Here is a 15,092-nt window from a genome sequence, read left to right on the forward strand (position 1 = left end):
GGTACGGCAGTTCGGCCCAGAAATGCCGACCATTGCATCGCATGACGACATCAACAGGAGCAACAGCATGACCAGTAAGCGCCTCGCGACCACGACTGCCGCCGCCTTCCTTCTCGTCGGCCTCGGCGCCTCCAGCGCGCTCGCGCTCACCGAGTCCACCGTGACCGGCGAACTCAAACTGATCGACACTCAGTACGGCAAGGTGCTCGCCGACTCGGACGGCAACGCACTCTACGTCTGGGAGAAGGACTCCGCGGGCACCTCTGCCTGCGCCGACGACAAGTGCGTGGCGGCCTGGCCGGCCGCACTCGCGGACGACAAGCAGGAGGCGGACAGCGCTGTGACCGGCAAACTCGGACACATCGACTCCGCGCAGGCCCCGACCAAGGGCAAGCAGCAGCTCACCATCAACGACCAGCCGTTGTACTACTTCTCCAAGGACGACGCGGCCGGCGATGTCAAGGGGCACGGCCTCGCCCCGGCCGGTGCCGGGACCACCTGGTACCTCGTCGGCGCCGACGGCGAGCGTCTCGCCGTCAAGGCTTCCGCCGGTGGTGCGGGCTCCGACGCAGGCAAGGACAAGGATGCCGGACAGACCGCTGACAAGCCCAAGGGTGGCGTCGACGCCGGTGCCGAGGGTGTCACGGACAACAACACCACTCTCATCGCCGTAGGCGGCGGTGTCGCCGCCCTCGGTGCCGCGGCCCTCGGCTACTCCGTCATCAGGCGGCGCCGCGGCTCCGCCGCCTGATGACCGGCAGGCATGCGTGCCGCCGGGGCGTCGCGGGCTCGCGTCCGCGGCGCCCCGGCGGCGGCGCCGTGGCGGGGGCGGGCTCGCTTGCCCTGGGGGTCGGCATCGCCGTGTACGGAGGTCTGGGCGTCCCGGCCGACGACACGGGCGCGCACATCCCGGCGGCAGCCTCCCGGCAAGACAACTCTCCCTTGACGACCACGCCCGCTGCCGCACCTCCCCTGGCCCGGTCCGAGCCGGTCCGGGTCCGCATGGCGGCCGCGGGCGTGGACACGGGCCCGCTGCTGCGACTCGGCCTGCGCAGCGACGGGGGCGTGCAGGTGCCCTCTGTCGCACAGGCGGACCGCATGGGCTGGTACGCCGGAGCGGTCACTCCGGGGGAGCGTGGGCCGGCCGTGCTCATCGGCCACTTCGACACCGTCCAGGGCCCCGCCGTGCTGCGCGACATCTCCCGTACACGCCCCGGGGACACGATTCTGGTCGACCGGGCGGACGGCACGCGGGCCGAGTTCACCGTCCGGGAGCTGCAACAGGTCCCCAAGGACCACTTTCCCACCGAGCGGGTCTACGGCGACACCAGCACAGCCGCCCTGCGCATCGTCACTTGCGGCGGCTCCCTCGCCGACGGCCACAGGCCCGACAACATCATCGTCTACGCGGAGTTGACTCGAACCACATGACTGCCCAGCACGCACATCCGTCCCATGGACGCGCCACCCGACGCGTCTACGTCGCCGCACTGGCCTCCGCCACGCTGCTGGTCGGCGCATGCTCGTCGCCCGACGCCTCTTCCGCGAAGGCCACGCCAAGTGCTGCCTCCGCCTCCACCAGTGCCCGCATGAGCCTCTTCGTGCAGACCGCGGATTCGTTGAACGTGCCGCGCGGGGGCCGCCTGGCCGTCCCCGTGGCCTTCGGGTGGAAGGGCGAGCGCCCGGCGGAGGGGGCCGAGCTGAGGATGACCGTGGAGAACGGATTCACCTGGGCGGCCGTCGCCAGCAGGGGCACGCGCGTGAACAGGTCAACGGTGAGCATCACCTACGACGACCTGCCGAAGTCCGGTACGACCAAGGCTCGTTTGCAGGCGCCCGACGGCGGATGGGACGCCTCGAAGCCCGCGCTGAGCGTCAAGTTGGCCGAGAAGAGTGTGGCCGACGGTTCCGCCCCGGGCGACAGCGTCAGCGAGACCAAGGCCGTGGAGAAGGAGGCCGACGTGGACCTGTTCATGTTCCCGCCGCCCCGCGCCTCGAAGCCGGATGCCGATGGAGTAGTCACGTACGACTTCGACTACGGCAATCAGGGCTCGCAGCCCGCCAAGGGGACGATCCGGCTCGAGTCCTTCCCGGGATACTCGCTGCACGGGCGGCCCAAGGAGTGCGCCATGCCCGCCAAGGACGGGACGGTCACCTGCCACCTCGGGAACATCCCGGCGCAGGCCACCTTCACTTTCAAGGTCAAGATACCCAGGGAAGCCACCGGCATTCCGGAGGCCGTCCGGTACAGCATCCAGCCAGCCGGCTCGACCGATGCCAATCCTCTCAACAACGACGGCACACGGTTCGTCGAGATCAACCGCTGACGCAGTGACAACGTGGAGCGGATGCAGGGACGCCACTCGCTTCACCGGCCCTCATTCCAGACCGTACGAAGCGCGGCGTCGAACGCGGAGGTCGGCTTCCAAAGCCGAGGCCGAGCCGGGCGAGCATGGCGAGAGCGCCTGATCCGGACTCAGCCGGCTTCCCTGCCTGCCCCGGGCAGCCTGGCCGCGACGGCGTCGAGCAGCAGCTCCAGCGCGAACGGATAGCCACTGAGCATCATGTCGGCGGCCAGCAGGCGCACAGTGGCGGCGATGTGGGGGTGGGCGCTCGCCTCCACACGGCTGTAGCGGTCCTGCCACACCCGGAGATCGGCCGCCTGCGCGGGCGCCGGCAGAGCGAGCGCGGCCGCGTCCAGGGCCGCAAAGGCGAGCGCCTGGTCCACGAAGGCGTGATAGATCCGCACCGCTTCCTGGTCGTGTAAACCCGCCGACCGCAGCACGCCGAGGATCAGCTCCACGGCCCGGATCTCGTTGTCCCGCCCGGTCGTCCGGTGCGCCGCCAACAGGGCGGCCTGCGGGTGCGCCTGGTACGAGGCATGGACGCGCAGACCCAGTTCGCACAGGTCGGCACGCCACTCGCCGGTGGGCTGCCAGCCCAGCTGGGCACGGCCGATGAGCTCGTCGGCGACCGCCAGCAGCAGGTCGTCGGTGTTGCGGAAGTACCGGTAGAGCGCACTGGGATCGGCGCCCAGTGCGGCTCCCAGCCGCCGGACCGTCAGCGCATCCGCACCATGCCTGCCGACCAGTCGCAGGGCCGTCTCCACAATGACCTGTTCGGACAGCACCGTGCCCTGCTTCGTCGGCCTTCTGCGCCGCCGCTGCGGCTCCGGAACCACACGCTCAGTCATGACCGGGAGCTTATGACAACGTGATTGACGTGTGAAGGTGTCAACGGTTTCATGGCCTGCCATCCGGCCCCTCCGGCCACCCTCCCCCGAGCAAGGTGAAGATCGTTGGTGATACCAGTGAAGAATGCAAGCACCACGCCGAGCAGAAACGCCCAGGCTCCGCAGGCCGAGATGCGGAAGTCCGTAGGCGTCGTCGACGGCATCGTTCTCGCCGCGTCGAGCACTGCGGCCACCAGCAGTATCGGCATCGGACTCGGTCTGATGGCGAGCGTCGTCGGCCTGCATCTGCCGGCAATCATGCTGTTGGCCTTCCTGCCCGTGCTCGGCATAGCCGGCGGATACGGGCGGCTCAACCGTGTCGAACCCAACGCCGGCAGCAGCTACAAGTGGGTCGGCAGCATCTTCAGCCCCTGGCTGGGCTTCCTGACCGGATGGGTCAACGTCGTCGGCACCATCGTGTTCATGGCCTACACCACCACGGTGACCGGCTCGGCGATCATCCAGCTCCTCGGCCAGGCCGGCGTCCACGGCGTCGCCGGCCTCTCCCTCGATCCGGACTCCACCCTCCAGTCCACCCTCCTCGGCATGGCCGTCCTGGTCGCCGCCGCGCTGGTCGCCGTCCGCGGGCTCGACCTCGCTGCGCGTCTCCAGAAGTACCTGCTGATCTTCGAGTACGGCGTGCTGCTCGCCTTCTGCGGCTACGGCCTGTTCGCCGGGGACCAGCCCTTCTCGCTCCAGTGGTTCAACCCCTTCGACATCCCCTCGGCCGAAGCCCTCGCCCAGGGCATGGTGCTCGCGGTCTTCTGCTACTGGGGCTTCGAGTCGGTCTTCAGCGTCGGTGAAGAGGTCAGTGACCCGCGGGACGCCTCCCGCGGCGGGTTCATCGCCCTGACCGTCATGCTGCTCCTCTTCCTGCTCGCCGGCACCGCCTTCCAGAGGGTCCTGCCACTGGACGAACTGGCCGACAACGGCGCGCAGGGGCTCGCCTACTTCGGCATGAAGCTCGCCGAGCAGCCGCTGGCCGCGCTGCCGCTCATCGCCCTCATGTTCTCCGCGGTGGCGTCGCTCCAAGCCTCGGTCATCCCCACTGCCCGTGGAATGTACGCGATGGGCCGGGACGGTGTTCTCGGCTCCGTCTGGACGCGCCTCCACCCCAAGCACGGGACCCCCGCCGTCGGCACCCTGCTGATCACCGCGATCGCCCTGGCCCTCGCCGCGATGGCCCTGGTCATCCCCACCGTCAACGACTTGATCTTCGCCGCCGTCAACGCGATCGGCATCGTCGTCGCCCTCTACTACGCCCTCACCGCCATGGCCTCCGCGGTGCACTTCCGCCACCTGCTGCGCACCTCACCACTGGAGGCCCTGCGCGCGGTTGTCGGACCGGTGCTGGGCGCGCTCGCGCTGCTCGCCACCGGCGGCTACCTCGCCTGGACCTTCTATCGCTCCACCGACCACTTCGAAGTCTCCGCAGACAACGGCTGGTTCGCACTGCTCGTCCCGGTGCTGATGATCGGCTCGGGCCTGCTGGCCGCCGCGTGGGCCCGCTGGCACCGCCGGTCGCCCTACTTCACCCGTAACCGCGACGCCGCCGCTGACAGTGAACCGAACAGCGCCGGCCAGCCGGTGCCCTGCTGACGCGCGGCACATCGTTCCCTCAAGCGGTCCGCTCGCGGACCGCCGACCTACCAGGAGTACCTCCCATGACCAAGGCCGACCTGGTCTTCACCCAAGGCCCCGTGCACACCGGGGACCCCGCCCGCACCCGGGCGAGCAGCCTCGCCGTCACCGGAGAGCGGATCTCGGCCGTCGGCCATGACGAGGTACGGGAGCTGATCGGTCCGAAGACCGAAGTGGTCGACCTCAGTGGCAAGCTGCTCCTGCCCGGCTTCCAGGATTCCCACATCCACGCCGTCTACGGCGGCCTGGAGCTCGCCGAGTGCGACCTCACCGGCACCGTGGGAGTCGACGAATACCTGCGCCGCCTCCGCGAGTTCGCCGATGCCCACCCCGACAGCACCTGGATCACCGGCGGCGGCTGGTCCATGGAGAGCTTCGAGGGCGGCCTTCCGACCCGCCAGCTGCTCGACTCCGTGGTGCCGGACCGGCCGGTGTACCTGGTCAACTGCGACCACCACGGTGCCTGGGCCAACAGCCTCGCACTCGAACTCGCGGGCGTCACCCGGGACACCCCGGACCCCGCCGACGGCCGGATCGAACGGGAGGGGGACGGTACACCGAGCGGCGTCCTCCAGGAAGGCGCCACCGGCCTGGTGGCCCGACTGCTGCCCGCAAAGACCGCCGCCGACCGCCTCGACGGCCTGCTGCGCGCGCAGCGGCTGCTCCACTCGCTCGGCATCACCGGCTGGCAGGACGCCCTGCTCGGCGTGTTCAACGGCCAGCCCGACCCCTCCGACGCGTATCTCACCGCCGCCCGCGAGGGAAGCCTCACCGCCCGGGTCAACGGCGCGCTCTGGTGGGACCGCAGCCGAGGATCCGACCAGATCCCGGAGCTGGTCTCCCGCCGCGAGGCACTGGCCCACGGCAGGTTCCGGGCCGGCTCGGTGAAGATCATGCAGGACGGCATCGCGGAGAACTTCACCGCCGCGATGACCAGCCCCTACCTGGACGGCTGCGGCTGCGCCACCGCCAACAGCGGCCTGAGCTTCGTCGACCCGGTCGCGCTGCGCGGGTACGTCACCGAGCTCGACGCGCTCGACTTCCAGGTGCACTTCCACGCCCTCGGCGACCGCGCGGTGCGCGAGGCGCTGGATGCGATCGAGGCGGCCCGCACCGCCAACGGCCGCCGTGCCACGCGACACCACCTCGCTCACCTGCAGGTGGTCCACCCCGACGACATTCCGCGTTTCGCCCTGCTCGGTGCGATAGCCAACATCCAGCCGCTCTGGGCCTCGCACGAGCCGCAGATGGACGAGCTGACCATCCCCTTCCTGGGTCCCGAACGCGCCGCCTGGCAGTACCCCTTCGGCTCCCTGCTGCGGGCCGGCGCAACCCTCGCCGCGGGCAGCGACTGGTCCGTGAGCAGCCCCGACCCTCTCGCCGGAATCCACGTCGCCGTCAACCGGATGGAGCCCGGGGCAACAGACGGCCGGGTCTTCCTGCCCGAACAACGGCTCGACCTCGCCACCGCGGTCGCGGCCTACACGGCAGGGTCGGCCCACGTCAACGGCACGGACGACGCCGGCACCCTGCGGCCGGGCCACCTCGCCGACCTGGTGGTCCTCGACCGGGACATCTTCACCGCCCCGGCCGAGGAGATCCACACAGCCCGGGTTCTGCAGACCTACGTGGGGGGAGCGCTGGTGCACTCCGCCTCCTGACGGCCGCACCTTCGGCACACGGCTGCCCCGGTTCCCTCGCCGACGCGCTCGTCGACGGCCGGCGTGACGAGGGCATCGGCTCCCTCTCTGTCCGACCCGCATCTCCGAAGACCGCCGCCCGTCACCCGACTCTTCCGATTCATCGCAAAGGACCGCCACATGAGCGACCTCACCGACATCGCCTATCTTCCGGCCACCGAGGCCCTGCGCCGATTCCGCGACCGCTCCCTGTCACCGGTCGAGCTGATGACCGCGGTCATCGCGCGCGCCGAAGCCGTCGAACCGAAGGTCAACGCCCTTGCCGAGCGGACCTTCGAGGAGGCGCTCGACGCCGCCCGCGAGGCCGAAGCGCGGTACGGGGGGAAGGGCGAGGCCCCCCGCGCGCTGGAGGGCCTCGCCGTCGCGACGAAGGAGGAGCAGCCCATCGCGGGCCGCCGCATCACGGACGGCTCCCTGGCGTTCCAGGGTGAGATCGCCGAGCAGACGCACCCGGTGATCGAGCGGGTCCAGGCTGCCGGCGGCATCGTGCACGCGCGAACCACGACCCCGGAGTTCAGTTGCGCGGGGTACACACAATCACGGCTGTGGGGCGTCACACGCAACCCGTGGAATCTGGAGTTCACTCCGGGCGGCTCCTCGGGCGGCGCAGGCGCCGCGCTCGCGGCGGGTGAGACGACGCTCGCAACCGGCTCCGACATCGGCGGCTCGATCCGCATCCCCGCTTCGTACACGGGCACAGTCGGCTTCAAGCCGCCGTACGGGCGTGTGCCGGCGATGACGCCGTTCAACCTCGACACGTACTGCCACGACGGTCCGATGGCGCGCACCGTCGGCGACTGCGCCCTGTTGGAGAACGTCATCGCGGGGCCCCACCCGTTGGACGCGGTCTCGCTGCGGCCCAAGCTCGTCCTGCCCGAGCGGTTCGAGGGCGTGGAAGGCCTGCGGGTGGCGCTTTCGGTCACGCTCGGGGACTGGCCGGTCGATCCCGAGGTCGAGGCCAACACCCGCGCGGTCGCGGAGGCGCTGCGCGCGGCCGGAGCCGTCGTCGAGGAGGTAGAGGTCCCCATCATGCGGGCGGACGTGATGCGGGCAGCGATGATCCACTTCGGCTCGATCTTCGGCCCCTACATCGCGTCGGTCGCCGCCGAGCACGGCGATCAGCTGACCACGTACGCGCTCGACTTCGCCCAGCGGGCCTCCGAGGCCGTCCGCGAGCCCGGCAGCTTCCTGCAGGGCCTTGAGATCGAGGCTGCCGTGCAGACGACGCTCGGCGCCCTGCTGGACCGCTATGACGTCCTGCTGTGCCCGACGACCGCCATCCCGGCGCTCAAGGCGGACGACGACTACCTCGCGACCAAGGTCCTGATCAACGGCGTCGAGCTGGACTTCTATCTGGAATCCGCGATGACCACAGCGTTCAACATAGCCAGTCGCTGCCCGGTGCTGAGCGTGCCGTCCGGCTTCGCCTCGACCGGAGTACCGACGGGGGTACAGGTCGTCGGACGCACCTACGACGACACCACGGTGTTCCGAGCCGCGGCAGCGATCGAGTCCGTCCGCCCCTGGAACAGTGTGCCGGTCCTCTGACTTGACGTCATTCCACTGGAAGCACGGACTGGGTGTGTTCGGTCGCGGGAGGCCGGGCACACCCAGAAAGTCGCCACCCGCGGATCGAGGTCGGAACGCCACCGGGGCAGGACGCCGACCTCGTCCTTGGCGACGGGTCGGTGGCGGGAGTGGAACAGGCGAGGTCAGCCCGCTGCGGCAAGGACCAGCGGCAGCACCTGTTCGCTGCCTGCCCGGCGGAGCAGGCGGGCAGCAACTGCGAGGGTCCAGCCGGAGTCGGTGTAGTCGTCCACGAGCAGGACCGGGCCGGGAGAGCGGGCCAGGGCATCAGCCAGATCCTCAGAGATGGTGAAGGTGCCGGACAGAGCCCTGAGGCGCTGGGCGGAGTTGCTGCGGCGTGCCGCGTGCGCGCCGCTCGGCCCGGTGTACGTCAGGGTGCCCAGAAAAGGGAGGCGGCCGATGGTCGCAATTTCCTGGGCGAGAGAACCGACCAGTTGCGGGCGGGCCAGGGACGGCACAGCGACGACTCCCACCGGCCGGGCAGCGGCGTCCGGGACGTTCGACGCCCAGCCCCCCGCAGAGCGCGCCCAATCGGCGAGGACCGCCACCGCGGCCCGCAGGACATCGTCGGGCACCGGCCCGTCGGGCGCGTTCTCAGCCAGCAGCGGGCGCAGACGGTTGCCCCAGCCTATGTCCGAGAGCCGCCCCAGGGCACGCCCGGTGGAGCACTGCTCTTTGGCCGGGATACGCCCCTTGAGATCGATGCCCAGTGCGGGCATCCCCGTCGGCCACATCCGGCGCGGCTCAAGCTCCACCCCCGGGCGATCCAACTCCTTCGCCGCCCCCGTCAGCGTCTCCGCCGAAACAGAGGAATCAGCCCAGACCCCTGCGCAGTTGTCGCAACGGCCGCACGTGGTCGCACCCTCGTCGTCCAGTTGCCGGCGCAGGAACTCCATCCGGCACCGGGACGTATTCACGTAGTCGCGCATGGCCTGCTGCTCGGCCGCACGCTGCCGCGCCACCCAGGCATAGCGCTCGGCGTCGTACGCCCACTCGGCTCCCGTGGCTGTCCAGCCACCCTTCACGCGCTTGACGGCGCCGTCGACATCCAGCACCTTCAGCATCGTCTCCAGCCGGCTGCGCCGCAGATCCACCGACGCCTCCAGGACCGGCACGGACAGCGGCCGTCCCGCACCGGCAAGGGCCGAGAGCGTCTGGCGAACCTGCGCCTCGGGCGGGAAGGCGGTATCGGCGAAGTAGCGCCAGATGGCCTCGTCCTCCTTGCCCGGCAACAGCAGCACATCGGCGTGCTCGACTCCGCGCCCCGCACGCCCCACCTGCTGGTAGTAGGCGATCGGTGAGGACGGCGAGCCGAGATGGACCACGAAGCCCAAGTCCGGCTTGTCGAAGCCCATGCCCAGCGCCGACGTCGCGACCAGCGCCTTCACCCGGTTCTCCTGCAGATCGGCCTCCGCCTGCAGCCGGTCGGCGTTCTCCGTGCGCCCCGTGTAGGAAGCCACCGGGAAGCCGCGCTGCCGCAAGAAGGCGGTGGCCTCCTCTGCCGCGGCGACGGTGAGGGTGTAGATGATCCCGGAGCCCGGCAGCTGGTCCAGGTGCTCGGCGAGCCAGGCCAGGCGGTGCGCGGCGTCCGGGAGCCGGACCACACCCAGCCGCAGGCTCTCCCTCTCGAGCGGGCCGCGCAGTACCAGGGCCTCGCCGGCACCGGTACCCAATTGCTCGGCCACATCCGCAGTGACCCGCGCGTTGGCGGTCGCGGTGGTCGCCAGCACCGGCACGCCGGGGGCAAGATCCGCGAGCATCGCCCGCAGCCGACGGTAGTCGGGCCGGAAGTCGTGGCCCCAGTCGGAAATGCAGTGCGCCTCGTCGACCACCAGCAGACCGGTCGTGGCCGCAAGCTTGGGCAGCACCTGATCGCGAAAATCAATAGAATTGAGACGTTCCGGACTTACGAGGAGAACGTCGGTCTCGCCGCGCTCGACCTCCTCGTAGATGGTGTCCCACTCCTCCGGGTTGGCCGAGTTGATGGTGCGCGCCCGGATACCCGCCCGCTCCGCCGCCTCGACCTGGTTGCGCATGAGCGCCAGCAGCGGCGAGACGATCACCGTCGGACCTGCGCCATGTCGGCGCAGCAGAGCCGTGGCGACGAAATACACCGCCGACTTGCCCCAGCCCGTGCGCTGCACCACCAGGGCACGTCGGCGCTCCTGCACCAGAGCCGCCACCGCCTGCCACTGGTCCTCCCGCAGCCGCGCCGACCCCCCCGGGGCGCCGACGAGCTCAGCGAGGATGGCATCGGCTTCAGTGCGCAGCTCCAGATCGTCCATGCCCCCATGCAACCCGATAGCGAGGACAATCAGCCACTTCACTCCACGTGACACCTGGCTCACAATCGGTCCACCGGCCTCGCGCCGATCGAGTGCGGCCAGGGCATCGGGTCCGGGCTCTGCACGAAGCACCGGTCGTGGAGCCCGAGTTGGCGACGCCTTGGCCACGGCGAGCGGTCCCGTACTGCTCGTGGACGATCCCTCGGACACCGGCGGGACACTGACCGTGGTGCGCCGGACCGGGGCGCAGGGAGTGTTTCCGCTGGTCCGGGCCGTTCAGGCGTAACAGGAGGCGTCATTCGGGCACGGCATGGGCAGGGATATCAGAGTCATTCCGGCTGATTCCCGTCAGCTACGCCAATTGCTCGTTGCCGCCTGCCGATACGCCAGGAAGAATTGGACCCACTCACCGCACGGTTCTTTCGCGGCCCGGGAGGGCTGTGCCGCGGTGCGCCCTCATCCACCCCTGCCCGTACCGTGGGCGCGCATGCGAAGGGAGGATTGTGACCTTCGGATTCGCTCCGTCCGCAGCCACTTCGATGTCGGTGTCCCCGGCATCCGCCGATTCTGTCAACCGCCTTGCCAGGATGCTGGAACCGGCCGAGTGGGCCGAAGCGGGCATACCGTTGCTGCGCAGTCCCCGCGAGGTTGTCAGCGGCCTGCACACCCGGCACCGGCCGACCCCGGAGACGGCTGTCGTCGCCGTACTCGACCATGAGGAACGCCTCACGGCCAGCGCCTCGTTCGCCCGCCGCTCCATAGCCGCGGACGGCTGGGAGTTCCGCAACGCGCTGCTGGCGCATCTGCGGCGGGTCATCCCGCACGACCTGCGCCGCCGCACACCTGTCCGTACCGCAGTACTGCTCTACTGCCGCGAGGGCGACGAGCGTTGGACGGAGGAGGACGGAGCGTGGATGTGGGGCCTGCGGGACGCCTGCACATTGCACGGCCTTCGGTGCGGCGCGTACATCACGCTGACCCGCGGCGGCTGGCAGGTGCTGGGCGAGGGCCGGGGCGGGCGTCGGCCCAACTCGGCATCACAGCCGTCCGCTCTCGTCGACACATCGCTCGACTACGATCCGCTCCCGCTGTGCACCGGCGGCGGTGCGGCCCAGGCGCTGCGACGCACCGCAGCACGCTGACCCGTGGTTTCGGGTCCGGCTGCCCTGTCGAGCAGCCGGACCACCACGGCCCTGTGTGCCCTGCGGATCAGACGCCGGCGCCGAGCACCGCGTTGATCCGTTGCGGGTCCCCGCACACGATCAGCAGGGCACCGGTGCGTTCCTGCGCACCGGACAGTGCACCGGCGTCGTCGCCGCTGTCGCCGTTGACGGCGACGATCACCACGGGGCGGGGCTTCACCCGGTCCGTGGCTGCAGTACCGGCGAAGAAGACGTCATCGCCGACTTCCTGCTGCGCCCAGTAGGCAGCCTCGCCGAAGGAGAGTTCGTGCGCGGCCCACGGGTGCTGCTCACCGGTGGTGAGCACCAGGATGTCGCCCGGTGCGCGTCCGGAGTCGAGCAGCAGGTCCACCGCTTCGTCGGCGGCGTCGAGTGCGCCGGCAGCCGAGGCGGGGATCAACTGGATCTGCGGTGCGGAACGATTCTCCGGCCGGGCCGCCTGCGGTTGGCCGGAGGTGGAGTGCGGACGCTGCGCCGGGGGCGCGGGCCTCGCGGGGCCGGGTCCCGGACGACCGGGGCGCGGCATGGCCGCTGAACGCGGACCGGGTACGGGACGGGGGGTCGACGCGGTGCGGCCTGCGGCCGGAGTGACGCGGGGACCCTGGGCGCTCTCGTGAATCTGAGGCTCCTCGGGGATGAGAGGCATGGGTGGTTGTCTATCAAACGCCGACACTCAAGGCATCAGCGGGGGGCATGTGCGCGATCAGAAATCGAAGCCGAGTTGGCCCCCGCTTTCCAGTGCAGCCGCCTCGGCGGAGAAACGGACCTTCTTGAGGTGCTGCCACCTGGGTAGCGCGTCGAGGTAGGACCACGAGAGGCGGTGGTGGGGTGTAGGTCCCCACTCCTCCAGCGCGGCCCTGTGCACGGGCGACGGATAACCGGCGTTGGCGCCGAAAGCGAAGGCGTCGTACTCGCCGGAATCCGCGCCCAGTTCGGCCATCATCGAGTCCCGTCGGACCTTCGCGATCACCGAAGCAGCCGCGACCGCGATGCAGGACTGGTCACCCTTGATCACTGTGCGGACCTGCCAGGGCTGTCCCAGGTAGTCGTGTTTGCCATCGAGTATCACCGCATCGGGCCGCACCGGCAGGGCGTCGAGAGCACGCACAGCGGCGAGGCGCAGGGCAGCCGTCATCCCGAGGTCGTCGATCTCCTGCGGAGAGGCATCACCCAGACCGAACGCGGTGACCCAGCGCTCCAGCAGCGGGGCCAGTTCCGCGCGGCGCTTGGGGCTGATCAGTTTGGAGTCGGTGAGTCCGGCGGGAGGTCTGCGAAGGCCGGTTACGGCCGCACACACAGTGACCGGTCCCGCCCACGCTCCGCGTCCGACCTCGTCGACACCGGCGACGGTCTTGGCACCAGTGGTAGCGCGCAGTGAGCGCTCGACGGTGTGCGTGGGTGGTTCGTACGGCATGGCGCCTGTCAGCGTACGCCGGTGGGGACGCCGACAACACCCCGGGGCGCCCGACGGCTGCCCCGGCCGCACACCGAGCCGCAGAAAGGATTGCGGCACGGTCCTGTGCCCCGGCCGCCACTTTGCTTCGGTACATACGCCTGAAGAGCTGCGCATACGAAGGCAGTGCTCACGAAGTGTTGTGCCGACGCCAGGAAAACGCGATTGAGGATCGCCCATTGGAAGGGTCCAGCAGTGACTGCATCACATTCGTGAAGGACGGAACACAGCGCCGAGCCGACGTGGCTGCGGACCGGTTGCCTGTGGCACAGCGGGCTGGGCACGCCGCCGCGGCCCCCCACACACGCAGCGGGTGCAAGATCCAGCCGCCCGTCGGCGGCCTGATCGGTGCGCTCGCTGTCGTCATCCCTCGAACTGCCGCTGGAGCCAGTCCGGCAGCTCTTCCGTCTGTGCCGTCCACTCGGCAGGCGGTGCGCCCCCCTTGCCCGCTGCGACGATCCCGCCGACGATCGCACAGGTCGTATCGATGTCGCCGCCCGCTTGGGCCGTGCCCCAGAAAGCCTGCTCGAAGTCACCGAGGCTCCGCGCCGCCGACCAGAGTGCGAACGGAACGGTGTCATGTGCACTGGTACGCCGACCGTTGCCGAGGACCGCGGCGACCGTCCCGGCATCGCCGTAGTCGAGCATGTCCCGTGCCCGGCGCAGCCCTGCACCGACCGCGCTGCGCGGCACGAGCGCGATCACGCCGTCAAGGAGCTCTGTCGGGCTGGGTGGTCCCTCCGCTGCCGCCGCCAGCGAGGCCGCGGCCGCAACCGCCATCGCTCCCACGACCGCCTCGCGATGCTGGTGCGTGGGGTACGAGGAGATCTCGGCCTGGTGTGTGGCCTGCTCCGGGTCGCCTGCGTACCAGGCGCCGAGCGGCGCAATACGCATCGACGAGCCATTGCCCCAGGAGCCCTGGCCGTTGAACAGCGCCGATGCCAGCTCCCGCCAGTCGTCGCCCTCCCTCACCAGCCTGAGCAGCCGGTTCACAGCAGGGCCGTATCCCCGGTCGAAGTCATGATGCTCGGCGAAGGAACGAGCGAGCGCGTCCTGGTCGATTCGCTCGTGCCCCACCAGCACGGCCAGCACCGACGAGGCCATCTCGGTGTCGTCCGTCCACTGCCAGGGGCCGGACGGCAGTTTCTGCTGCTTCAGCAGCGGATAGTTGGCGGGCACAAAGAACTGGGAACCCAGTGCGTCCCCCACCGACAGCCCTCGCAGGCTGGCCAGGGCGCGTTCGAAACGTTGGTCGGATACAGAGTCAGCGGTTGTCATCGCCCTTCCACTCTATCCGGTGATGCCGTACGGCTCAGGGGTACGCCAGCGCTCGAACGGCCGGTCACACCGTCCAGGACGGCTCAAGCTGAACGACGTCTCCCGCCACCGCCGCCACGTCGTCCTCGGTCTGCGCCCGTTGCGTCAGCCGCTCGATACTCCCCGCCCGGTACTTGCCACGCTCGGCGCTCGACTGCCACATGGACAACACGAGGAACTCGTGCCCCGGCGCCTCCCCGAACACCCCTCGCAGCATGCCCGGCGATCCGGCCATCGCCGGATTCCACACCCTCTCCTGCATCAATGCGAAATGCTCGACCCGGTCCTCGTGCACCTTGCTGTGCGCCACCCTGACGACATCCGCATCGGTGAAGCGGGGCTCGAAGCCGGTCTTCACATCGAAGCGGTACTCGAACAGCTTGACCTGGATGCTGCTGTACGTGCTGGACTGCGCGGCAGCCAGTCGGTCGTGCGCGCGCGCCATGAACGAGTCGTAGAAGACGCGGTTCTCCCAGAAAGCGAAGACGTGGGCCACTTCGGGACGCCCTCGACTCCACCCGCCGCCCTGTCCCCTGAACCCCGGCTCATCCAGCAGCCCTGCCCACTTTCGCTGTCCCCGCTCAAAACCTCGACGGTCCACCACGGTGCAACGAATCCACTTGACCAGCACCGCGCCATCGTACGGCGTCGAACGTAGCGCGGGTCACGCTCTGTTGGAGTACGCCCGAATCAATG

At 69.9% G+C, this 15,092-nt stretch carries 13 protein-coding genes; 7 read left to right on the forward strand and 6 right to left on the reverse strand.

Annotated features, from left to right (window positions below; all coding sequences use genetic code 11):
• The first annotated feature begins 67 nt into the window (after window positions 1–67).
• Genes ACH4EW_RS14115 through ACH4EW_RS14125 form a run of 3 tightly spaced genes read left to right on the forward strand, consistent with a single transcriptional unit; the run spans window position 68 to window position 2,327 of the window.
• Window positions 68–751, forward strand: a complete 684-nt coding sequence (locus ACH4EW_RS14115; RefSeq protein WP_398255843.1) for a hypothetical protein — start codon at window positions 68–70, stop codon at window positions 749–751.
• On the forward strand, window positions 751–1,431 hold the full coding sequence (locus ACH4EW_RS14120) for a class F sortase (RefSeq protein WP_398255846.1): 681 nt from the start codon (window positions 751–753) through the stop codon (window positions 1,429–1,431). The genes ACH4EW_RS14115 and ACH4EW_RS14120 overlap by 1 nt, the downstream gene beginning before the upstream one ends.
• The gene (locus ACH4EW_RS14125; protein WP_398255849.1) at window positions 1,428–2,327 is read left to right on the forward strand and encodes a hypothetical protein; all 900 of its coding nucleotides are present in this window, start codon (window positions 1,428–1,430) and stop codon (window positions 2,325–2,327) included. The genes ACH4EW_RS14120 and ACH4EW_RS14125 overlap by 4 nt, the downstream gene beginning before the upstream one ends.
• Window positions 2,328–2,476: 149 nt before the next feature.
• On the opposite strand, the gene ACH4EW_RS14130 is transcribed toward ACH4EW_RS14125, so the two are convergent.
• Complete coding sequence (locus ACH4EW_RS14130; RefSeq protein ID WP_398255851.1) at window positions 2,477–3,193, reverse strand: TetR/AcrR family transcriptional regulator; 717 nt, start codon at window positions 3,191–3,193, stop codon at window positions 2,477–2,479.
• Between the two features lie 171 nt (window positions 3,194–3,364).
• Between ACH4EW_RS14130 and ACH4EW_RS14135 the strand changes: the two genes are divergently transcribed.
• The 3 genes from ACH4EW_RS14135 (at window position 3,365) to ACH4EW_RS14145 (ending at window position 8,121) form a co-directional block, all read left to right on the forward strand.
• On the forward strand, window positions 3,365–4,831 hold the full coding sequence (locus ACH4EW_RS14135) for an APC family permease (RefSeq protein ID WP_398256083.1): 1,467 nt from the start codon (window positions 3,365–3,367) through the stop codon (window positions 4,829–4,831).
• Between the two features lie 65 nt (window positions 4,832–4,896).
• The gene (locus tag ACH4EW_RS14140) at window positions 4,897–6,534 is read left to right on the forward strand and encodes an amidohydrolase (RefSeq protein WP_398255854.1); all 1,638 of its coding nucleotides are present in this window, start codon (window positions 4,897–4,899) and stop codon (window positions 6,532–6,534) included.
• A gap of 159 nt (window positions 6,535–6,693) precedes the next feature.
• Window positions 6,694–8,121, forward strand: a complete 1,428-nt coding sequence (locus tag ACH4EW_RS14145) for an amidase (RefSeq protein ID WP_398255856.1) — start codon at window positions 6,694–6,696, stop codon at window positions 8,119–8,121.
• Window positions 8,122–8,285: 164 nt separating this feature from the next.
• Here ACH4EW_RS14145 and ACH4EW_RS14150 read toward each other — a convergent pair whose 3' ends face one another.
• Window positions 8,286–10,445: a RecQ family ATP-dependent DNA helicase gene (locus tag ACH4EW_RS14150; protein ID WP_398255858.1), complete on the reverse strand. Its 2,160-nt coding sequence runs from the start codon at window positions 10,443–10,445 to the stop codon at window positions 8,286–8,288.
• 503 nt (window positions 10,446–10,948) lie between these two features.
• Between ACH4EW_RS14150 and ACH4EW_RS14155 the strand changes: the two genes are divergently transcribed.
• Window positions 10,949–11,587, forward strand: coding sequence for a hypothetical protein (locus ACH4EW_RS14155; RefSeq protein WP_398255861.1), 639 nt, complete (start codon window positions 10,949–10,951; stop codon window positions 11,585–11,587).
• A 67-nt stretch (window positions 11,588–11,654) separates the two neighbouring features.
• Here the strand turns inward: ACH4EW_RS14155 and ACH4EW_RS14160 are convergent, their stop codons facing one another.
• From ACH4EW_RS14160 to ACH4EW_RS14175, 4 genes are all read right to left on the reverse strand, one after another.
• Window positions 11,655–12,272 (reverse strand): hypothetical protein, encoded by a 618-nt coding sequence (locus tag ACH4EW_RS14160; RefSeq protein WP_398255864.1) that lies wholly within the window; start codon window positions 12,270–12,272, stop codon window positions 11,655–11,657.
• 57 nt (window positions 12,273–12,329) lie between these two features.
• A complete protein-coding gene (locus ACH4EW_RS14165; protein WP_398255867.1) occupies window positions 12,330–13,040 on the reverse strand; it encodes a ribonuclease HII in 711 nt (236 codons plus the stop codon).
• 402 nt (window positions 13,041–13,442) lie between these two features.
• On the reverse strand, window positions 13,443–14,357 hold the full coding sequence (locus tag ACH4EW_RS14170) for an ADP-ribosylglycohydrolase family protein (protein ID WP_398255870.1): 915 nt from the start codon (window positions 14,355–14,357) through the stop codon (window positions 13,443–13,445).
• Between the two features lie 64 nt (window positions 14,358–14,421).
• Complete coding sequence (locus tag ACH4EW_RS14175) at window positions 14,422–15,027, reverse strand: YdbC family protein (RefSeq protein ID WP_398255872.1); 606 nt, start codon at window positions 15,025–15,027, stop codon at window positions 14,422–14,424.
• Window positions 15,028–15,092 lie beyond the last annotated feature (65 nt).

Source organism: Streptomyces sp. NPDC018000 (assembly GCF_044328025.1).
Lineage (GTDB): Bacteria > Actinomycetota > Actinomycetes > Streptomycetales > Streptomycetaceae > Streptomyces.